General features: G+C 50.7%; 24 protein-coding genes. 1 reads left to right on the forward strand and 23 read right to left on the reverse strand.

Annotation, left to right across the window (positions count from 1 at the left end; all coding sequences use genetic code 11):
* Nucleotides 1-38: 38 nt before the first annotated feature.
* The 10 genes from ribD to ATW55_RS08485 form a co-directional block, all read right to left on the reverse strand.
* A complete protein-coding gene (gene ribD, locus ATW55_RS08445; protein WP_067715565.1) occupies nucleotides 39-1,139 on the reverse strand; it encodes a bifunctional diaminohydroxyphosphoribosylaminopyrimidine deaminase/5-amino-6-(5-phosphoribosylamino)uracil reductase RibD in 1,101 nt (366 codons plus the stop codon).
* 173 nt (nucleotides 1,140-1,312) lie between these two features.
* Nucleotides 1,313-1,462, reverse strand: a complete 150-nt coding sequence (locus ATW55_RS16465; RefSeq protein WP_162839392.1) for a hypothetical protein — start codon at nucleotides 1,460-1,462, stop codon at nucleotides 1,313-1,315.
* Nucleotides 1,463-1,522: 60 nt separating this feature from the next.
* Complete coding sequence (gene lysA / locus ATW55_RS08450) at nucleotides 1,523-2,815, reverse strand: diaminopimelate decarboxylase (RefSeq protein ID WP_067715567.1); 1,293 nt, start codon at nucleotides 2,813-2,815, stop codon at nucleotides 1,523-1,525.
* Nucleotides 2,816-2,891: 76 nt separating this feature from the next.
* The gene (locus tag ATW55_RS08455; protein ID WP_067715570.1) at nucleotides 2,892-3,485 is read right to left on the reverse strand and encodes a stage V sporulation protein AE; all 594 of its coding nucleotides are present in this window, start codon (nucleotides 3,483-3,485) and stop codon (nucleotides 2,892-2,894) included.
* Between the two features lie 13 nt (nucleotides 3,486-3,498).
* Complete coding sequence (gene spoVAE, locus ATW55_RS08460; RefSeq protein ID WP_067715799.1) at nucleotides 3,499-3,849, reverse strand: stage V sporulation protein AE; 351 nt, start codon at nucleotides 3,847-3,849, stop codon at nucleotides 3,499-3,501.
* A 29-nt stretch (nucleotides 3,850-3,878) separates the two neighbouring features.
* On the reverse strand, nucleotides 3,879-4,880 hold the full coding sequence (gene spoVAD, locus ATW55_RS08465) for a stage V sporulation protein AD (protein WP_067715576.1): 1,002 nt from the start codon (nucleotides 4,878-4,880) through the stop codon (nucleotides 3,879-3,881).
* Nucleotides 4,881-4,902: 22 nt separating this feature from the next.
* Nucleotides 4,903-5,367 carry a stage V sporulation protein AC gene (spoVAC, locus tag ATW55_RS08470; RefSeq protein WP_067715581.1) on the reverse strand — a complete coding sequence of 155 codons (465 nt, stop codon included), beginning with the start codon at nucleotides 5,365-5,367 and terminating at the stop codon, nucleotides 4,903-4,905.
* 161 nt (nucleotides 5,368-5,528) lie between these two features.
* Nucleotides 5,529-6,287: an RNA polymerase sporulation sigma factor SigF gene (gene sigF, locus ATW55_RS08475; RefSeq protein WP_067715590.1), complete on the reverse strand. Its 759-nt coding sequence runs from the start codon at nucleotides 6,285-6,287 to the stop codon at nucleotides 5,529-5,531.
* A 3-nt stretch (nucleotides 6,288-6,290) separates the two neighbouring features.
* Nucleotides 6,291-6,743, reverse strand: a complete 453-nt coding sequence (gene spoIIAB / locus ATW55_RS08480; RefSeq protein WP_067715595.1) for an anti-sigma F factor — start codon at nucleotides 6,741-6,743, stop codon at nucleotides 6,291-6,293.
* Entirely contained in the window at nucleotides 6,740-7,096 is a 357-nt protein-coding gene (locus ATW55_RS08485; protein ID WP_067715598.1) for an STAS domain-containing protein, read from the reverse strand. The genes spoIIAB and ATW55_RS08485 overlap by 4 nt, the downstream gene beginning before the upstream one ends.
* Nucleotides 7,097-7,360: 264 nt before the next feature.
* On the opposite strand from ATW55_RS08485, the gene ATW55_RS08490 reads away from it, so the two are divergent.
* Nucleotides 7,361-8,695 carry a helix-turn-helix domain-containing protein gene (locus ATW55_RS08490; RefSeq protein WP_067715602.1) on the forward strand — a complete coding sequence of 445 codons (1,335 nt, stop codon included), beginning with the start codon at nucleotides 7,361-7,363 and terminating at the stop codon, nucleotides 8,693-8,695.
* On the opposite strand, the gene ATW55_RS08495 is transcribed toward ATW55_RS08490, so the two are convergent.
* The 13 genes from ATW55_RS08495 to ATW55_RS08550 all read right to left on the reverse strand — a co-directional run bounded on the left by ATW55_RS08495 (nucleotide 8,652) and on the right by ATW55_RS08550 (nucleotide 20,571).
* Nucleotides 8,652-9,872: a D-alanyl-D-alanine carboxypeptidase family protein gene (locus ATW55_RS08495; protein ID WP_067715606.1), complete on the reverse strand. Its 1,221-nt coding sequence runs from the start codon at nucleotides 9,870-9,872 to the stop codon at nucleotides 8,652-8,654. The genes ATW55_RS08490 and ATW55_RS08495 overlap by 44 nt on opposite strands.
* Before the next feature lie 86 nt (nucleotides 9,873-9,958).
* Entirely contained in the window at nucleotides 9,959-11,269 is a 1,311-nt protein-coding gene (locus ATW55_RS08500) for a thymidine phosphorylase (protein ID WP_067715609.1), read from the reverse strand.
* Entirely contained in the window at nucleotides 11,266-12,441 is a 1,176-nt protein-coding gene (locus ATW55_RS08505) for a phosphopentomutase (RefSeq protein ID WP_201024958.1), read from the reverse strand. The genes ATW55_RS08500 and ATW55_RS08505 overlap by 4 nt, the downstream gene beginning before the upstream one ends.
* Nucleotides 12,442-12,456: 15 nt before the next feature.
* On the reverse strand, nucleotides 12,457-13,344 hold the full coding sequence (xerD, locus tag ATW55_RS08510; protein WP_067715612.1) for a site-specific tyrosine recombinase XerD: 888 nt from the start codon (nucleotides 13,342-13,344) through the stop codon (nucleotides 12,457-12,459).
* Nucleotides 13,345-13,481: 137 nt separating this feature from the next.
* Nucleotides 13,482-13,646, reverse strand: coding sequence for a hypothetical protein (locus tag ATW55_RS16300; protein ID WP_160327199.1), 165 nt, complete (start codon nucleotides 13,644-13,646; stop codon nucleotides 13,482-13,484).
* A gap of 78 nt (nucleotides 13,647-13,724) precedes the next feature.
* Nucleotides 13,725-14,846 (reverse strand): alanine dehydrogenase, encoded by a 1,122-nt coding sequence (gene ald / locus ATW55_RS08515; RefSeq protein WP_067715615.1) that lies wholly within the window; start codon nucleotides 14,844-14,846, stop codon nucleotides 13,725-13,727.
* A 14-nt stretch (nucleotides 14,847-14,860) separates the two neighbouring features.
* Nucleotides 14,861-15,217, reverse strand: coding sequence for an RNHCP domain-containing protein (locus tag ATW55_RS08520; RefSeq protein ID WP_067715618.1), 357 nt, complete (start codon nucleotides 15,215-15,217; stop codon nucleotides 14,861-14,863).
* Between the two features lie 66 nt (nucleotides 15,218-15,283).
* Nucleotides 15,284-15,877, reverse strand: coding sequence for a hypothetical protein (locus ATW55_RS08525; protein WP_067715622.1), 594 nt, complete (start codon nucleotides 15,875-15,877; stop codon nucleotides 15,284-15,286).
* 115 nt (nucleotides 15,878-15,992) lie between these two features.
* Complete coding sequence (locus ATW55_RS08530) at nucleotides 15,993-16,736, reverse strand: endonuclease Q family protein (protein WP_153005075.1); 744 nt, start codon at nucleotides 16,734-16,736, stop codon at nucleotides 15,993-15,995.
* A gap of 32 nt (nucleotides 16,737-16,768) precedes the next feature.
* Nucleotides 16,769-17,182 (reverse strand): hypothetical protein, encoded by a 414-nt coding sequence (locus ATW55_RS08535; protein ID WP_067715630.1) that lies wholly within the window; start codon nucleotides 17,180-17,182, stop codon nucleotides 16,769-16,771.
* Complete coding sequence (locus ATW55_RS08540; RefSeq protein WP_235587064.1) at nucleotides 17,163-17,732, reverse strand: NUDIX hydrolase; 570 nt, start codon at nucleotides 17,730-17,732, stop codon at nucleotides 17,163-17,165. The genes ATW55_RS08535 and ATW55_RS08540 overlap by 20 nt, the downstream gene beginning before the upstream one ends.
* Nucleotides 17,733-17,944: 212 nt before the next feature.
* Nucleotides 17,945-19,123 (reverse strand): M20/M25/M40 family metallo-hydrolase, encoded by a 1,179-nt coding sequence (locus ATW55_RS08545; RefSeq protein ID WP_067715633.1) that lies wholly within the window; start codon nucleotides 19,121-19,123, stop codon nucleotides 17,945-17,947.
* Between the two features lie 5 nt (nucleotides 19,124-19,128).
* The gene (locus tag ATW55_RS08550) at nucleotides 19,129-20,571 is read right to left on the reverse strand and encodes an amino acid permease (RefSeq protein ID WP_160327200.1); all 1,443 of its coding nucleotides are present in this window, start codon (nucleotides 20,569-20,571) and stop codon (nucleotides 19,129-19,131) included.
* Between the last annotated feature and the right edge of the window lie 64 nt (nucleotides 20,572-20,635).

The raw sequence follows: 20,635 nt of genomic DNA on the forward strand, positions 1-20,635 counted from the left end.
CTCCATGAGCGTCATCCCATTTGTTAACACAATAAATATTATGTATACTTCAAAGAACCCCTCGTCAACACATCACTCCCGAATACTTCAACCCTTGGGTTTTCGATTGTAACGGCAGAACGCAAGGATGCGATCGAAAGTTTGCCAAGTGCCGGCATCCCCTGTCCGAGAATGAGCGGCGCGTGAAACCACCACAGTTCGGTCGCGAGTTGTTCTTTGATGAGTGCGGCTGCAATGGAGGATCCGCCTTCGATGAGTACATGCACAAAGCCCAGATCCACCAATTTGTGAAGCATAGCTCTCATCGTAAGTGTTTCGCGTGATCCGATGACAGTGACATGGACACCGTGTGCACGCAGTTCGCGAATGCGCTCTGACGATGCTTCTTCACTGACTAATGCGTGGGTAACTGCTGCCCCGTCCGAGACCATGTGCGCATTGATTGGCAAACGGGCCATTCGGTCAAAAACAACGCGCGCCGGCTGCCTGAATTCACCCTCTAGCCGCACAGTGAGCCTTGGGTCATCTGCAAGTACCGTTCCGATCCCTACACAGACGGCATCCACCTGTGCACGCAAGCGGTGGACAGCAGCCCGCGCCGCATCCCCTGTCATGTACAAGCTCTCACCAGAAGATGTCGCCAGGTAGCCGTCGAGTGTTGTCGCCAATTTTAGTGTAACATAAGGAAGCCCCGTAGCCTTGACATGGAGATAAGGGCGAAGCAATTCCTCGGTTTGTGCGTGCCTACACCCCACTTCCACTGCGATTCCCGCTTCTCTCATGCGGGAAATTCCTAGCCCCGCCACGCGCGGATCCGGATCCTCCAGCGCAACGACAACGCGGGCGATTCCAGCCCGAATGACCGCATCGGCGCACGGCGGCGTCTTTCCCACATGTGCGCATGGTTCTAGCGTAACATACAGCGTCGCACCGCGCGCACGTTCCCCCGCCATTTTGAGGGCGTGAACTTCAGCGTGCGATTCACCCGCTTTGAGGTGAGAACCCAATCCGATCAACTGACCATCAGCGACAAGGACCGCCCCAACTTGTGGATTGGGGTGTGTTTGCCCACGTGTCGCACGCGCGAGTGTCAGTGCCAGATCCATCCACTGCAGATCTGTCGAGCTCCATTCGATCACGATGTTCCTCCTGCGTGACAAACGTTTTTCTCTAGTTTACAAAGTATACAAACGAGCTTTCCCGCTTGTAAAGCAGAAAAGACATGCACAGAACTCATTGCGACGACCAAAAGAAGGCGCCCGCACCAAGACATGGTGTTCCGGGCGCCTCATTAACCGTAATGAAAAGACCACTAATAGGCTTGTGCAATTGCGCGCGGTTGGCGTATACGGCGCACAAAAGACGACACATAGGGCAACATCGGTGTCACAAAACCCACCATACCCCGAAACATCCCAAAAAAGCGTGCGATGCGAGGTACCCACGCGAGGATTGTCAGCACAACATCCCCTCCTCATCGCACAGTGTATGCTGCGCGGTGAGAGTGTGGAGCGACGGACGCCTAAAGATCTAATGTGCATACATCGGCATACGTTTCGCGGCGAATCACAAGGCGCGCCTCGCCACGTTCGACAAATACCACTGCCGGGCGAGGGAGCCGATTATAGTTGCTCGCCATTGAGTAATTATAGGCACCTGTGCATGAGACTGCGAGCAAATCACCCGGCTGCGGCTGCGCGAGTAAAGCGTCCCATAATATCATATCTCCGCTCTCGCAGCACTTGCCCGCGACAGAAACCGTCATCGTCGGTTCATCAAGCATGCGATTGGCGATGCTTGCCTCGTAAACCGCTCCATACAATGCAAGGCGCGGATTGTCTGTCATGCCACCGTCTATCGCGATATAGTCACGCACATTCGGCACGGACTTGCGGCTTCCGACACGATAGATCGTCGTGCCCGCTTCTGCGACAATGCTGCGTCCGGGTTCAACTATGAGCTTTGGAAGCGCAAGCCCCACGCGCTCAAACGCACGCTTGGCACCTTCAATAAGTCCTTTTACCGCTTCCTCTAAAGGTGGCAAATGATCTTCTTTTGTATAGCGGATTCCAAGACCACCACCCATGTTGAACCATTCCAGTGTGTCACAATTTACTTTGGTGCGCGAAAAGAGCTCAGCCATGCGCTCGCTTGCAACATGAAACCCTTCTGCCTCAAAAATCTGTGAGCCGATATGCATATGCAGGCCAATCAGTGTAAGGCGAGGTTGTCGAAGCACGACATTCACTGCTTGATCCGCCTGGCCACTGAACAAATCAAAGCCAAACTTTGAGTCCTGAGTACCTGTCGTAATGAATTCGTGCGTATGCGCATCGACACCTGGGGTGACACGTAACACGATTTGCATAGCCGTGTTATGTTTGTCAAGGATTTCAACCAATCGATTGATTTCATCAAAATTGTCAATGACAATATGGTGAATACCAGATGAAACAGCATATTCGAGTTCATCAGATGTTTTATTGTTTCCATGCATATAGATTCGACCTGCAGGGAAATTGGCAGCCAGCGCAGTGTACAGCTCGCCGCCTGATACGACATCGAGCCACATGGCTTCATCATCAGCCAGCCGGCACATCGCTTTGCAAGAAAAAGCTTTACTGGCATACGCCAACGCATACGGCACTTGAAAGAATTGAAATGCATTTCGGTACGCCTGAATGCGCTCTCGAATCTGCGCGACATCATAAATGATTAAAGGTGTCCCGTATGTTTTTGCGAGGTCATCGACCGCGCACCCGCCAATTTCAAGAACTCCTTTTTGATTCACCCTGCTCGTTCCATTCAACTCCATCGCACGTCTCTCCTGCCTGCATTTTTATGCACTTTTATTGCATCTAAACAACAATGATAACATTGCTAGATTTGATTCACAAGAACGTAGGAGCAAGTGCGTGTGGACGGGCGCAATCAAGTTCGATGATGATCCGCAATGCTTCCCTCGTAATCGGGCAGCCTCTGCGAAAATGATCAGCTCCCCGCATTTTCCCTATGTCCCCGATCCCCACGAGAATCGGAGAGTGGATCTTTCGAAGAATATCGACGGTATCGCCAAACAACACCTTCCTCTTGCTGCGTAATCGATATCCATTTTTATTGACTGCCGCATCAACAATCCGACCGTTTCGATCCACAGAAAAGTCAACTTTTGCACCGCGTACATAGCGGGTGTCACTGGCAACTGCCAGAATTCCAATAACAGTAATCCGGTGATCAAGGCAAAGAGCCTTGATCACATTCTCGCCGGGCCCCTGTCCACGCGATCCGTTATCATCCACCATGACAATGACCGGATCGTGAGGCGTCATGAGGATAAAGCGTATGACATCCTCACCATCAAGAGGTGTCGGATGACCGCCGGAACGAGAAATGACTCTCGCCCCGAGCTCTTTTGCCACATCCTCAAGAGCCCTTTGCGCGACGATATCTCCATCCGTGACAAGAATGACTCTCCTTTTATTCATCAGCGAATCCTCACTAACCGCGTGCGCGAAATACGAGGGTTGACAAAAATCCAAAGAGAATTGCCGCTGAAATCCCGGCGCTTGTCACTTCAAAGATGCCTGTCACAAGACCCAGCCAACCGTAATGCCGCGTCTCTTCTATAGCGCCGTGAACCAGTGAACTGCCAAATGATGTGATAGGAACCGTTGCTCCTGCCCCGGCAAAGCGTATCAGTGGATCATACCAGCCAAGCCCTTCAAGAACAGCTCCTGCGACGACAAAAATGACCATAACATGCGCAGGTGTCAAATGAGTTAAATCAAACAACAATTGACCGATGGCACAAATGATACCGCCGACAAAAAAAGCTGCAAGAAAAAGCATCAGGGTCCCCATCGAAACAACCTCCTTTGTCACCCTTCAAATGTAACTGCATGAGCAATACACGGTATCGTATCACCTTGTTGGGCCGTGAGCGGAGACAGCAAGGCGCCCGTTGCGATGACCATGATTCGTTTGTTTTTTCCTTCTTGTATTTTTTTTAACAGATAGGAAAGTGTCACCACGGTGCAGCATCCCGGCCCGCTTCCGCCAGAGAAGACTTCAGGCTGTTGTGCGTCATAGAGGAGAATGCCGCAATCCGTAAATTGATGACCAGGGTCAATCCCCTGTTCAAGCAACATTTGGCGTGCAAGTGGGTGGCCCACACGTCCAAGATCACCCGTTGCAATCCAATCATAATCAAGCGTTGTGCGCCCTGTATCTTGAAGATGCGCACGCAGAGTATCTACAGCAGCAGGCGCCATGGCGGCACCCATTTCCCACGGATTAGAGATCCCAAGATCAATCACGCGCCCGACCGTCGCCTCTGTGATCGCAGGGCCCTCACCCTGCGCCGCAATCACCGCTGCGCCTGCAGCCGTTGCTGTACAATGCGCTGTTTGTGGTTTTTGCCCACCGTATTCCGTGGGATAGCGAAAAATCCGCTCTGCAGTGCTGTTATGACTGCTCGCACCCACCAGAACCCTTTCGCCATTTTGAGAATCGACAAGCAGTGCCGCCAACGCAAATGCCTCCATAATCGTTGCACATGCGCTGAAAACGCCTAGATGTGGTCTGCTGTGCGTCCGAGCGGAAAAACTGGCACTGATGTTTTGTGCCAAGAGATCTCCTGCGATGACATAAGAAATGTCATTCATGGAGCAATTAGAATGTTTGACAGCGAGCCTTTGCGCGCGCTCAAACATGACACGCTCCGCCTTTTCAAAACTTGGTTCCCCAAAATACGCATCGCGCTCGATTGCGTCAAATGATGAGCCGAGCGGTCCATCTCCTTCTTTCGCACCTACAATAGAAGCGGAGCCCGTAATGCGGGGACGAGATGGAAATCTCCACGTCTGTCTACCTGTTTGCATCGACAACATCCTCCTCTTGGCGCTATCCGTGCAACCTTATAAACGCATACGCGATAAATGCAACGACAAACGCTGCCACGACGCCAAATACGATGACAGGTCCCGCAATTTTAAACATGTTTGTCCCAACGCCTACAACGTATCCTTCTGTTTTATGTTCCAGCGCGGCGGCAGCGATTGAGTTTGCAAAACCCGTAACTGGAACTGCGGTACCTGCCCCCGCGTATTGCGAAATTTTATCGTACACGCCAAATCCGGTTAAAATGACCGCCAACAGAATCATGATTGCGACGGTTGGATTACCCGCAGTTTTTTCCGAGAAATGAAAGATGTGCACGAAAAATTCTTCAACGCATTCCCCGATGAGACAGATCAGCCCTCCTACCCAAAACGCACGCAGCACATTACGAAGCACGGGCTTTGCAGGACGCATCGAATCAACCAGCGCTGTGTACGACTTTCTTGATGGACCGGATGAAACACTCATGCAAGCACCCCTTACCCCACTTTTATATCGCGTACATTATCGTGTCCCAAACGGAGATGATCTAGTGACGAATTGATTCAATGTCGACATCTGCCACAGGCAACTGACGCAAAAAAACCCACACGTTGGGTGTGGGAAAAATCTGGTTTCATAGTGTAAGATCAAAGCGGCTCGTCCAGGCTGTCTTTAATCGATTGTAAAATTCTTTTTTCCAGACGCGACACTTGAACTTGAGAAATTCTTAGCATGTCAGCCACTTCTGACTGAGTCTTATCGCGGAAAAAGCGCATGTAAACGATGAGTCTTTCACGTTCGGGAAGACGGGTCAGCGCGTCGTGCAGTGCCAGACGATCAAACCACTTGTCTTGTTCCATATCTGCGATCTGATCCATTAAATAAATAGGATCACCATCGTTTTCAAACACAGTATCGTGGATGGAGGCAGGCACGCGAATAGCCTCTTGTGCCAGCACGACCTCGGCTGGAGTAAGGCCCATCGCTTCTGCCACTTCATTGATCTGTGGCTGCCTTCCAAACTGTTTCATCAGGTCTTCGCGAACGCGTCGGATATGCCGAGCCGTTTCTTTGACAGATCGACTGACTTTGAGTGAACTGTCATCGCGCAAAAAACGTTGAATTTCACCAATGATCATCGGCACTGCATACGTCGAAAATTTAACGTCATACTGCAGGTCAAATTTGTCAATTGCTTTGAGCAGCCCGATACATCCGATTTGAAACAAATCGTCAGGGTCATAACCACGCCCTAAAAAACGCTGCACAACTGACCAGACAAGGCGCTGGTTATTGACCACAAGCTCATCGCGCGCTGCCTCATTGCCAGCATGACTCTCCTCAATGAGCCATCTTACTCGCTCATCGGACAGTTTCGGGAAATCCCGTGCCAGTCCGTGCTCCATGGATTACACCTCAAAGCGAGCCGCACCGTGAGGGGCCCGTATGATTTTTTTCATGTGCACGAGTGTTCCGCGATTGGGGGCGGACTCAATGGTCATCTCGTCCATGAATGACTCCATGATCGTAAACCCCATCCCTGATCGCTCTAGATCAGGCCGTGTTGTAAAAAGCGGTTGGCGCGCTTCATCAATATCTTCCATCCCTTTGCCGTGATCTTCAATGGTAAGCTCCATTGTATATCCCATAATTTTACAACGCAAGTAAACATCCCCAGAATTCTCGGCGTATCCGTGTATGATCGCATTCGTGACCGCTTCAGAGACAACGGTTTTTACTTCAGTCAATTCTTCCATCGTTGGGTTGAGTTGTGAAATGAATGCGGCAACGGCAACGCGGGCAAACGATTCATTCTCAGAGATCGCTGAGAATTGAATGGACATTTCGTTTTGAGGTTTCATTGCATCTCCTCCTTCAGGGCACGTACAGCCGCATCGCGGGTTTGATAAACGTTCATGATTTTATTTATGCCAGATATTTCAAAGAGCCGACCCACCGACTTTGATACACCTGCTACGCTCATCTTTCCATTTTTCGCTGTGATTTTTTTATACCTTCCAAGGATGACGCCAAGTCCTGCGCTATCCATGAACGTCACACCGCTCAAGTCAAGCACAAGGCATGGGACGCGCATATCGAGGAGTTTTTGATCCAGCAAGTCCCTCACTACGGCAGCCTCATGATCATCCAGTTCACCCTCAAGCGCCGCGACAATAATTGAACCGCGATGGGTCTGCCTAAAATCGACTCTCATCCATTCTCAGTCTCCCTCCGCAAAACAGCTGAATCAATTAAGCGTGAGAGCTAAGTTACCACGCATCAGGTAACGACTTCACGTCGATTAAGCTGTTCGCCCTAAGACATGGAAGTTCCTGCCTGTCGACAAAACTAGTGTGCGATCGACATAATACAACCGGGCATCCTTGTGTGATGCGCTTCTCAATATTAATTGAGACCAAACCCTATATTCAGATTATGCTATACTCCTATTAAAATCGCCAAGAGGGACGGATGACAAATGACAAAAGAACCCATGACACTCGGTGAAAAAATACGGGCATTGCGCATTGCCAAAGGGCTGACCCAAGGTGAACTCGCAGGTCGTGAGATTACACCTGGACTTATTAGCCAAATAGAATCGGATCGCGTAGCGCCATCGGATCGTGTGGTCAATCTCTTGACAAAGGCGCTTGATGTTGACCCGAGTGAGCTGCTTTCAGAGATTGAATTGCGTCATCGGCAGACGCAGTTGTTAAGAGACGCGCGCGATCTGCTTGATCGCAGCGCGCCACACGCCGCAAAACCACTTCTTGACATCCTCACTGCCGCACGCATCTCCTATGTGGCAAAAACAGAACTGGATCTCGAAATGGCTCGACTGCATGAACAGATGGGCATGTTTAAAGATGCGGAGATGCTGTATGAACGCGTTTCTGCGCGCGCCTTGGTTCATCATGAATGGTTGGTTGGCGCAAGCAGTCTCAATCGCCAGGGTGAACTTCATCTCGCGAATAACCGATATATTCTCGCGTATCACTGTTTTTTACAAGCGCTGTGGTATCTTGATCAATCCGCCCAACCTCTACCACAGGCCGTTTTTACAACGCGCAAAAATCTGAGTATAACTGCGTATCGCCTCGGTAATACGGAACAGTCTTTTGACTATGCATTCTCTGCGTTCTCAGATGTAAAATCGAGTGGATCGCGCGTAGATTGCGCAGAGCTGTGTCATCTATTGAGTGTTTTATCCATGGAGAAAAAAGAAGGAGAACAGGCGTTCAACTATGCGAAGAAAGCGATTGATATCTACAGTTCGTTGGGGCAAACGTATGCGCTCACGGATGCATGCATGAATCTTGCCATCATTCAACGCGAACGCGGTTTTTCACAGGAGGCCGTATCGCTTCTTCCACAGCTGATTACCGATTATCACAAACAGGGGCGCATGGATGCATTAAGCAACGCGTGGAGCGAGCGTGCACAATGCGAAATCAGTCTCGCGCAGTACGACGATGCGACGCGCAGCATAGAGCGTGCATATACCCTATCCAGAGAAGAATCTCCTGAACGCGCGGAAGCCTTGAGGGTGCAAGGGCTCTTGTTTCGCGCTACAGGGCAGTATGACGCCGCATTTCAGGCCCTGCAGAACGCAACGACACGGTATGAGTCGCTTCAGTTGTTGAACTCTGCCGTCGCCACACTCGAAACTATGAAAGATATGATACTCAGGCGGGAAAAAGAGGACGATCTGCTCGTAGTTGACGAACTGATCGCCCGCTTCTCACTCACCTTAAAACAGCGCTTGCGCATTACTGAAATGAGCGCTTTGCCCCCAGCGAAAAGACATGTTTGAAGGTGCGGCCTAGCATCTCGAACCAAGTCACCTTCTTAACGTCTGCGATGGCAATCAGCGGGACTTGAAGTACTGGTTTGTGGTTTATCATCACGCGAATCGTGCCGGCAACTTGACCTTTTGCAACAGGCGCCACAAGAGGATGCACCTCACTGACGACGGAGCCAATTTCTTGGCCCGTCGTGCGATTGAGCAAGACACCGACAGGCCGGGCTGCAGTAACAGCGATTGCTTGAAGTTCACCTCGAGAAACAGGAACGAGTGTAACAACCTGTCCCTTTTTGTACGCCATTTTTATACCATAGTGACTAAAAGCATAATTCATCATGGCCGTGATCTCTGCGTTTCGTTCTTTTGCGGTTGGAGCGCCAAGGACAACGGCGATCAACCGAAAATGATCCCGCTTGGCACTTGCAGCGAGGCAATAGCGAGCTTCGGCTGTAAATCCTGTCTTAATACCATCCATACCAGTGTAAAAACGAATCAACTTGTTCGTGTTGACTAACCAAAAAGGTTTTCCTGAACCTTGTCGCAGATGATCTTGATAACGTCCTGTATACTGAGTGATGGATTCATGTGCCATAAGTTCCCTGGAGAGAACGGCGAGATCAAATGCAGAAGAATAATGCCCTTTTGCCGGCAAACCGTTCGCATTGACAAAGTGGGTATTATGCAAACCAAGCTGCCTCGCCCGTTGGTTCATAAGTGTTACGAATGAGCCCTCTGAACCGGCAATTTGCTCTGCGATCGCCACCGCTGCATCATTTCCTGAAGCCAGCGCAATCCCTTTCATCAACTCGTGCACCGTCATCGTTTCCCCAGGTTCAAGATAAATCTGGGAACCGCCCATGCTGGCGGCGTAGTCTGACGTGCGCACCTTGTCCTGAAAATGAAGTTGTTTTCGCTCGATTGCTTCCATAACCAGGAGCATCGTCGCAATTTTTGTGACACTTGCAATCGGCAATCGCTCATGCTCATTTTTTGCGTAGAACACCGTTCCTGTCATTGCATCCATCAATACGGCTGATTTTGCTTGTGGCGCGAGATCAGGCATCGGCTCTGCACGCTGCGTAACCATGATCTCCTGATTGGACGTACTTGCATATGCATGGCCAAACGGCAATGCACTTAATGGGAACACCAAACTGAACACGATTCCGATCCATTTGCGAAGCATTGTAAACGCCTCCCTTTGAACCCCAAAACAAACGCCTTGGGAACGTTCAACATCGATAGGCGTAGTGTGTGCTTCTCACATGACTCTTATCCGAGCGCACGGATCTCATCGAGAATCAACGAACGTTTGGCGAGCGCGTCAGGAGATGTCTCCATCCACACGGCTAACTGTTTGGCCGCGCGGTCAGCATCGTCCTCGGTCGCCGCGTGAATCTCTGCAAACAAATCGCCCTCCCGAACGCTGTCACCCGTTTTTTTATAGAGGACAAGCCCTACGCGATGATCAATCAGAGACGCTTTCTCTTCTCTCCCTGCCCCCAATTGCATGGCGATCATGCCAAGCGCACGCGCAGGAATATTCGTCAAATAACCGGATGTTGACATGGTAACTGTTCGCACGACAGGCGCTGTTGGCATCTCCGGATAGATCTCTTCTTCTTTCCATATTCCGCCTTGGGTTCTTACCATCTCTTTAAACTTTAGAAGCGCGGCTCCCGATGCGAGCGTGTCACGCGCGCGCTTTCTCGCATCTTCAAATGTGCATCCATCTGCGAGTTGAAGCAGTTTTGCAGTGAGATAGACAGACAAATCACGCAGGTCATCCGGCCCCTCACCGCGCAGCACATCAATCGACTCGCGCACTTCGAGCGTATTTCCAATTGCCCTCCCGAGCGGTTGATCCATATCAGATAATACAGCGCACACAACACGCCCAAGTTTTGAACCTATCTCAACCATTGCCTTTGCAAGCGTGCGCGCTTCATCAAGTGTATTCATGAACGCTCCGTCCCCAACCTTTACGTCAAGTACAATGTGCCGGGCGCCTGAAGCGATTTTTTTGCTCATAATAGAAGAAGCGATCAGTGGAAGCGAGGCCACCGTTCCCGTCACATCACGCAGTGCGTACATTTTTTTATCGGCAGGCGCAAGCCCCTCTGATTGGCCAACAACCGCGAGACCATGACTTGACACTTGTTTTATAAATGCGTCGCGTGAAAGTTCTGTTTCAAATCCTCGGATGGACTCTAATTTATCGATTGTCCCCCCTGTGTGAGACAAACCGCGACCCGACATTTTAGCGACATACATACCAAGCGCGGCGGCCAGTGGCGCGACGATCAGTGTTGTTTTGTCACCCACGCCGCCTGTACTGTGTTTATCAACCGTCGGTCCTTTGATCATTGAAAGATCAAGAACATCCCCTGACCGCGCCATTTCGTAGGTTAGCCACGCAGTCTCATCCTCGTTCATTCCGTTAAAACAGACAGCCATCAACCACGCCGCCATCTGATAATCAGGGATCGACCCGCTTGTAAATCCTTTGACTAAAAAGGCGATTTCTTCCTTGCTCAATGCCTCTGAATTCTTTTTTTTCTCGATCAAGTCAATGATTCTCACAAGACATCAACTCCAGACAATGCATTCTTTCCAGCGCGGGCTGGAACCCCAAACCATGCCGCAAAGGTGGCCCCCACATCGGCAAACGTCAAACGCCGTCCAACCGGGTGGCCCTTTCGCATCCCTTTGTGATAGATAAGAAGCGGGACTGCTTCGCGACTGTGATCCGTGGATTCCGTTGTCGGATCACAGCCGTGATCTGCTGTGATGATGAGAAGATCATCAGGCAACATCGCTTCAAGAAGTTCAGGCAAGCGACGGTCGAACGCTTCGACGGCCCTCCCAAACCCCAATGGATCATTACGGTGACCATACAGCATGTCAAAATCAACGAGATTCGTAAAAATGAGACATGGAGAATCTGCGCTGCGCATGACGCAAAGCGTTTGATCGACACCGTCTTCATTGTTTTTAGTATGAACAGCATTTGTGATGCCGTGTCCACCGTAAATGTCTTCGATTTTTCCAATCGCGTAAACCGGGATATGGTATTTCTCAAGATCCGTAAGCTGTGTTTCTCCAAAATCCCGCGAGTAGTCTCGCCGATTTGCAGTTCTTGTATAATTTCCCATTTCCCCTGTAAATGGTCGCGCGATAACGCGACCCACGGCATGTGGACCAGTGAGAATGGTGCGCGCCACTTCACACATGGCGTAGAGTTCAGACAGTGGAATCACCGACTCGTGTGCGGCAATCTGAAAAACACTGTCTGCTGAGGTGTACACGATCGGCTTTCCTGTCTGCACATGCAGATCGCCCAGTTCTTTTAAGATTTCTGTTCCACTCGCCGGTTTATTGCCAAGAATTTCGCGTCCTATCCTTTTTTGAAACTCCTTAACGATCACATCTGGAAATCCCTCGGGATACGTGGGGAGTGGATCGTGAAGTGTGACGCCGACAAACTCCATATGCCCGTTTGTTGTGTCTTTTCCTGCAGACTGAGGAATCATATGGCCATATGCCCCGACAATTGTATCTGATCTAACCCCGTACAGAGGAAAAATTTCTCCTAATCCGAGCGACGCAAGGTGAGGTACGTGAAGCCCACCCATCGCCTCAGCCACATTCGCAAGCGTATTCGCCTTTTCATCGTGATAGCATGCCGCATCTGGTGCGTGCCCGATGCCGACTGAATCAAGAACAATTAGAATAACCCTTCTTTTCAATGTCATTCCCTATACTTCCTTTCACGCGCGAGGATGGGCTTTTTGATAGACATCCTGAAGGCGGCTTCTCGTTACATGGGTGTACACCTGTGTAGTCGAGATGTCCGCATGTCCTAGCATCTCCTGTACAGCGCGCAAATCTGCGCCGTTCTCAAGAAGATGCGTCGCAAAAGAATGGCGCAAGGTGTGTGGTGTGATGTCCGCCACGATACCCGCTGTTTTGGCATGTTTTTTTATGATCTTCCAAAATCCTTGACGTGTCAGGCGTTCGCCGAGATGATTGACAAAAAGCGACGGCTCAAGCGGGTCGCGCACCATACTGCTGCGCGCTTTCGTCACATAGTCAAGCACAGCCTGTCGCGCCATGTGACCAAGAGGAATGATCCTCTCCTTGGATCCCTTACCAATGCAGCGTAAAAATGAAGCCGTCAAATTCACGTCATGTTCATTGAGTGAAACCAACTCCGATACGCGTATACCCGTTGCATAGAGCAATTCGAGCATGGCACGGTCGCGCATTCCGAATGAGCTTGTGGCATCTGGAACCGAAAGAAGGCGATCCACGTCTTCCATGATGAGCACGCGTGGAAGTTTGCGCTCCATGCGTGGTGTCTCCAGGTGCTGTGACGGATCAAACGGCAGGATTCGCTCGCGCACGAGAAAGCTGTAAAAAGAACGAATGCTTGCGAGATTTCGTGAGACTGTCGCTGTCGCCCGACCTTTTCCCCTTAACTCTTGCACGTATTGCGGAATATACCCGTGTTCGTAAGGGGAGGTCACCGTATACCCGCGTGTTTCTAAAAACGTGAGATACGCGAGGAGATCTCGACGATATGATTCGAGCGTATTTTTAGAAAGGCCACGCTCCACTTCTACATACTGTAAAAATTGGTCAAGCCATGCATCCATACGAGTCTCACCCAATCCATCTCTGCCTTGCCCTACTTCATCGTCGAACCATTTAATGCTCTTCTTGTTAGTTCAACACACCCACCAAAAAACCCTTGTAAAGAAAGAAATCCGCCATTTGGCGGATTTCTTTCTCTTCATGGTCCGGAAATCGTCAATTCTGCCAGATGGCGAAAGATCGGTGAGACCCCCGAAACAACCGCAACATCGTGAATAAATTGTGCATCAACATGTGTAAACAAAAGGTAAAAACCCCACGTCAACAACACAAATGTAATCATACCCATGATACGTATCTGCATCAAAGGCCCCTCCCTCAGTCCCACTATATGTAGGCTTTGAAGGGACTAGCACTCACGCTTTGACACGCATGTCACGAATTATTTCGCCAGTGCAGAAGCGAGCGGAGTGTATGCGATACCAAGCCCTGTCGCAACGGCCTCATAGGTGACATGGCCTGCATATACATTCACACCTCGCGCGAGCGCCTCGTTCTCAAGAATGGCCTGATGGAATCCGTAATTGGCAAGACGAAGCGCATAGGGCATCGTAACGTTTGTCAGTGCCAAGGTCGAAGTGCGCGGAACGGCACCTGGCATGTTCGCAACAGCGTAGTGCACGACGCCGTATTTTTCATACGTCGGGTGGCTGTGTGTCGTCACACGATCGATCGTCTCGATTGATCCGCCCTGATCGATCGCAACGTCCACGATAACACTGCCCGGTGTCATGTTTTTGACCATTTCTTCTTTTACGAGTTTTGGCGCGCGAGAACCAGGAATCAGCACTGCGCCAACAAGCAGGTCCGCCTGTGATACTGCTTGTTCAATGTTGTATTCGTTAGACATCAGCGTGTGAACACGTCCCGCAAAGAGATCATCCAATGCGCGCAACCGATCTGGGTTGACATCGACAATGGTCACGTTTGCACCTGTACCAAGTGCCATCTTTGCAGCGTTTGTGCCAACAATGCCTCCGCCGATGATTACGACATTTCCAGGAAGAACACCCGGAACGCCTCCGAGCAAAATGCCTTTCCCACCGTTTTGGCGCTCCAAGAACTGAGCTCCAATTTGAATGGCCATTCGCCCCGCCACTTCGCTCATCGGTGTCAATAAAGGAAGCGAACGATCAGCGAGTTGAATCGTCTCATACGCAATGGCGATAACACCAGACGCCTGTAATGCTTTGGTAAGTTCTGGTTCTGGAGCCAAGTGCAGATACGTGAACAGGATCAATCCGTCACGAAAGTAAGCGTATTCAGAAAGGATCGGTTCTTTAACTTTCATCACCATATCTGCTTGCGACCAAACCTCGCTTACGTCACTGAAAATGGAGGCGCCAGCTTTTTGATAATCCTCATCAGAGAAACCGCTGCCTTTTCCTGCGTCTGCTTGAACGATGACGCGATGTCCTGCCGCGATAAAACTGCGCGCGCCACCCGGAGTCATGGCAACGCGATTTTCGTTATCTTTTACTTCTTTTGGAACACCAATAATCACCTGAGTTTCCTCCCTTATCCTCTTCGACCGCGTATGTGAAGCGACCGATTTTTCATCACTTCAAGAATGGCATCCATCTGATCAGGTTGCTCCGGATCATCAAGCGCCGCCTTATTGGTGCGTATTTCACCACACGATTTACAGCGATGCACAATCATGAATCCTTTTTTGCCATCCTGTACAATCTCTTTGGGAACAAGCAGTCCACCGCAATCAGACTGACGGTCACCTGGAAATCGATCGACGTGCACGCTGTGCAGGCACACAGGACAGTGATTGCGACAGCCTGTCCGAAGCGGCGCCACCTGTGTGTGACAAACGATACATACAAAAGGTTCGTTGATCACCGTGAAATGACGACTTTCTGGCACGGTACACCTCCTCAGGTGACGAGTCTTTGGATCGCTTCATTCGTCAGCATCCAAGCTCGAGGGCTTTTATCCTGTACGCAAATCAAGGACAACCTGGAGGAGAGCGGCTGAGAGTACGACAGCTCCCGCAAAGAGGTCAACCATACAGTACAGCAGAAAAATACGCATCTGCATACGGCCAGCTTTAGCTGAAAATACATAGCGGGATAGAAGATATGCAGCCGTTCCGGCAAGGACATAGGCACCACTTGAAAGTATATTCCATGGGAGGACATCAAGCAAATCCATGCGAACACCGCGACCGCCATACATGGACACTGTAAGCGCCAAAGCCAAACCAAGCGAAATGCCTCGCAAAAAGAGAAGCAGGCTCACTAGGAACGGAGCGAGCACATTCTGTCCTGCCGCCCACAAGAGGAGAATCAATGATTCGCTAAAGAGCGCATCACGCAGAACAAGCGAGCGATACGATGTGTGGTGCGGTGTCAGCCAAACCATGGACTGGCCGACATTCGGGTAAAAAAACGAAAGAATCGCGCCTAGAATGATGCCAACCGCTTCGAGCACGGTAAAAAACAGGGTGACGCGCAGTGCGCGCTGCATTACCGGCTGAAGCGTCATGCGCGGTCGAAATCCGGCTCTTCTCTGCTGAAATGACACGGTCTCACTCCCCCTTTTAGAGGGTATGTCACCATGCCAATTTCGTACGACCCATCACACAAATTTCGTTTTGACCCTTGAGCGTTTCATAATGAATGTTTAACACCTTCGATTATTATGCATGGACTCTGCCATACACACCGCCTGCCCCGATCCCCATACCAAGTTGTCCGTGACGGGCAAGATCAATTCGTTTGGCGAGCATGGGGCCAACGCAATCGACCAATTCGTCTACTGTCGCTTTTCGCATCATCGACAACTCACTCGCGAAACATGATAGCAGGCGTTCACGCGTTTTTTTCCCGATGCCAGGAATCATGTCAAGTGGAATGTGGTGGCGATAAGGCGGTCGATGGACGGGAGATATCGATGGATTTTGATCAGCGACCTCAAGCAGTCGCTCATGAACACCGCGCGTAAATTTTTTGTTGCCACATGACGAACACACAGACTGATCGATGGTTGCAACCGCTCCGCATGTGAGACAAAACGAGCGATGGTACTTCCCGAGCGTCGGCCATAGACCCACATTCTCTGTAATCTGAAAGAGTCCATCTCGTCGCAGCACTCGCTTGTAGTTTTCAAAATCCGGAAAGATCATGGTCGCGACGTGGTACTCACGCGCCAACTTTGGCGTTGAATGCGCATCACTGTTTGTGACAAAAGTCGTTGCAGCAAGTTCTGAAACACAATCAGCCATTTCTGTATCTGCAGACAATCCGAGTTCAAGCGCCGCTGCGCGTGATAGATCGATCATCTCGTCAGCGTGCGTCACACACGACCCATACAAACCTTTGTGCGGCGTGAACGCGTGATTTACGATGACGATCCCGCTTCGTTCGTCAAGCCAGTCTGCCACCATTTCAAAATCGGCGTTGAGGCGTTGCGAACTCAGATCTGGGTTGGTTTGGTATCGCGAAAGTTCTGCATAAAGTGATGAGGCTGCATCAAGCTTCCTACAAAAAGTCCGAAATGCGCCGCCCCGCCGCGCGGTCCACGCAATTCAATTTCTGCGCCAGGAACGATGGTCACCGCGTCTCGATAGCGATACCCTCCACCGCTAAGATAAACAAGATCGCCGCGCGCAAGGAGTTCCTCCCACACCGCGCGGACAGGCGCTGTGACACCATCGATGATGCCAACCAAGTCGATCCCCTTTTGAATAGCCCCTTCAAGCACGGCCTCTAGAGTCATCGTCTTTCCAGCAGAGATTTTAACTGGTTTTCCGTCAGCAAAACCAATGTGAACATGAAAATCGACAATAAATGATGAAGGTGTCAATTCCTCAAGCGCCTGATGAGACAAGATCCATGTTCCCTCCCAGCCAGAGCAAGACACCGATGAGCGTTTTGGCATCCACCAGCGCACCGCGCGCGAGCATCGCCTGCACCTCATTTCGGGTATGATAAGTTACGGCAAGAAACTCATCGTCATCCAAGTGCAACTCACCCGTTTTTTCGCGCGTGTCATCACATTCAGCCACGTACAGGTGCATCACTTCATCGGTAAATCCAGGTGTTGTAAAAAACGTCAGAGCGTGACGAATCACTGTCGCCAAGCGCCCTGTCTCTTCATAGAGTTCGCGCGCTGCAGCAGACTGTGGATCTTCTCCGCGATCGAGTTTGCCTGCAGGCAGTTCATACAGTTCTTTCCCTACGGGGTGGCGGTACTGGCGTACCAGACAGAGGCGCCCCAATCCATCTTGAAGCAGGATACATACGGCGCCAGGGTGGCGCACGACTTCTCGCGTGGATTCCCTACCGTTTGGCAGGCGCACGAGATCCTGGTCAAGCGCGATCATTCTACCCTGAAACACACGTTCTGTGCGAAGGAGCGTTTCGTGAAATTCGCTCACGTGGTCGATCTCCCATCATCATCTTCCCATTTCATGCATAGCCATGAGTTGGGGGGATGTTTGTGAAAACAGTTTATCACAGAGACAAGTGGGTCTGTTCAGGAAAATCGCGTGATGTGCTGATGCTTCTAGAGAAACTCACACACACTCACCCGCGTGACGCCCGTCTGGTTCATGTGTTGCAAGACGGAATGCCAAGCAAAAATTGTGTCTCATTCCGCATCAAGGACACTCGCTAAAATCGCACAGACCATTTGTGCAGCAGCGACGAGATGCGCCTCGTGCACCGATTCATAGACCGTGTGATCGCGCGATGCGCCAACGCCTAGGTTGACGGCGGGAATTCCCCGCCCATTGAGCACGTTTGTGTCGCTGCCTCCACCACGCTCAGCCAATTCGGGTGTGAGACCCATTGTTTTCAATGCTTTAAAGGCGTGTTTTACGACGTCGTCATTTTCAGCGAGTTGAAACCCTGAATACGCCTCTTCGACCTCCATCTCAAATGTCGCGTGAAAGGTTGAACAGGCGCGCTCAAACGCCTGACGCACTTCAGCGACGAGCGCATCAACTTCCTTTTTATCAAGACTGCGCGCCTCACCTTCGAGATGCGCGCGATCGCACACGGTGTTCGTGGTTTCGCCAGCGCGAAAAACTCCAATATTGCGCGTGCTGTGCTCATCCATTCTTCCTTGTTTGATTTGAGAAACGGCTGAGCAGGCAGCGGCGAGCGCATTGATCCCATCCTCCGGATTTACGCCGCTGTGCGCCGCTTTGCCATGCACCGTGATTCGATAGTCCACTTCATAAGGGGCCGCGCCAATCACTTTTTCCGGTGGTCCACCGCTATCCAAAACATAACCAAAATCGACATGAAGCGATTCAACATCAAGGTACTTTGCGCCATAGAGTCCCAACTCTTCACAAATTGAAAAGACCACCGTGACATCTCCATGCGGGAGATTTTTTTCTTGAACGATCGAGAATGCTTCCAGGATACCCGCAATCCCTGCCTTGTCATCTGCGCCTAAAATTGTTTTTTCATCCGTCTTTATTACGCCGTGCTCACGAATGGCATGAACACCTTTATTGGATACGACCGTATCCATATGCGCCATGAATAACAGATGAGGTGCATCCGTAGTACCTTTTCGCGTGGCGATCAGATTTCCCGCAGTTCCTTTTGGCAATCTTTTCGCTGGTGACTCACGCGCCAGTTTAACGGCCGCGTCATCTTCACGCACCTGAAATCCGCGCTCTTCGAGTTTATTTTTGAGCACATCGGCAATCGCGCGTTCAAAACCCGAAGGACTGTCAATGTTTATCAACTCTAAAAATAATGAAACCAGACGTTCTTGGTTGACCTCCATCGCCGCGGGCAGTTTGATGGACATTCCTTTCAACTCCGATCCATGTAAACGTTCGTTCTCTTGCGAACCAATGGGTAAAAAACTGCGACAAGCGCAAACAACATCGCTGCCGCCATCGCTCCCATTCTTTGATCCACATTTGTTAGTGCGAATCCGGCCAACGCGATAATGACGACAATCGTCGCCCAGAGTGTCACCCCACCAAAGCGCAAGAAGGCAGACTGATCGTGAACATCGTCGCGATGCATGCGTTTATATCTCATCCACGAGAAGAGGATGATCACCCAGTTAAAGAACGTGAAGAATGAGGATGCGCTGATCAGGTCATTGTAGATGCTTGCGGGAAGTTTGAAACTGATGAGGATAGACAGTACAACCCCTGCCACAGAAACCATAAGCGCTGGCAATCCACCAAATCGCTCTGGCCTTTTTTTCAAGAAGTGCGGTGCCTGCATCGCTTTAGCCATGCTTGATAAAATCAAGACGGCAGAAAAAAGTGTCCCCCCCATCACAGTAAAGGCTGCAATGAGCACAACGCCATTCATCAAATTAGCGACGCCAAAAAGGTGGTGGAAACGCAGTGCGAGCGTAAAGGGACCTGTTTGTGTGCTGATCTGCCACCACGGGAGCATGAGCAAAAGCGCAAGAAGCGATAGGATGTAGAGTGCGGCTAAGCCAAAGACGATCAATCCACTTGCGCGGCCAGCGTCTTCGGCGTGCCTTAACTGTGTGATGGCCGTCGCCACAACGCCAATGCCGGCGTATGCAAAAATCACGATAAGCATCGACTGAAACATACCCAGGACGCCGTGCGGGAACCATCCGCGTGACAGGAGATGGATCCACGCTTGGTGCAAGGTGTGCGGCTGCAGCAACAGAAAAGTGGCGATGGCGATAAAGGCGATGAGCGCGACAAGCTTTACACCTGCAAGGGCGCTCTCTAACTTTGCGAAGACATTTACGCCAAACGCGTTTAATAAAAGTACAAGCAAGATAAAGAGAAGGGATAGACTCCAAATGGGCATGGCAGGAAACCACATGCGCGCAAAGACAGCCATGGCGATCGCTTCACTACCGATCGTCAACACGCTTGACAACCAGTAAAGCCAGCCTTGCATATAACCGATGAAGGGGCCAAGCATTTCTTCGGCGTAGGTTCGAAAAGAACCTTCTACAGGATGGTTCACAGAGAGCGATGTGATCGCGCCGACAACTTGCGACATGAGAAGCGCGCCTAACACGAAGCCAAGCAAGATGGATGGGCCTGCTTCAGAAACGGCCATGCCAACACCGAGAAAATAGCCTGCACCGACAATACCGCCGATCCCGATCAGAACAAGCCCTGTGACACTTACACCAGTCACGCGCCCAGTGTGTTGTGTCAAGATAGGTCGCTCCACCGTCTCGTGCGCCTGGATTTTTTGTGAAGCAAACCTGTGCTGCAGACTCATTTTATCGCGAAGATTTGCCAATCCGCTCACCCCGCACATAGGGTGGGGAAAAGTGCCGCCTCCTATGCGCGGGTGAGCATTTAAT

The organism is Ferroacidibacillus organovorans, assembly GCF_001516615.1.
Taxonomy (GTDB): Bacteria; Bacillota; Bacilli; order Alicyclobacillales; family SLC66; genus Ferroacidibacillus; species Ferroacidibacillus ferrooxidans_B.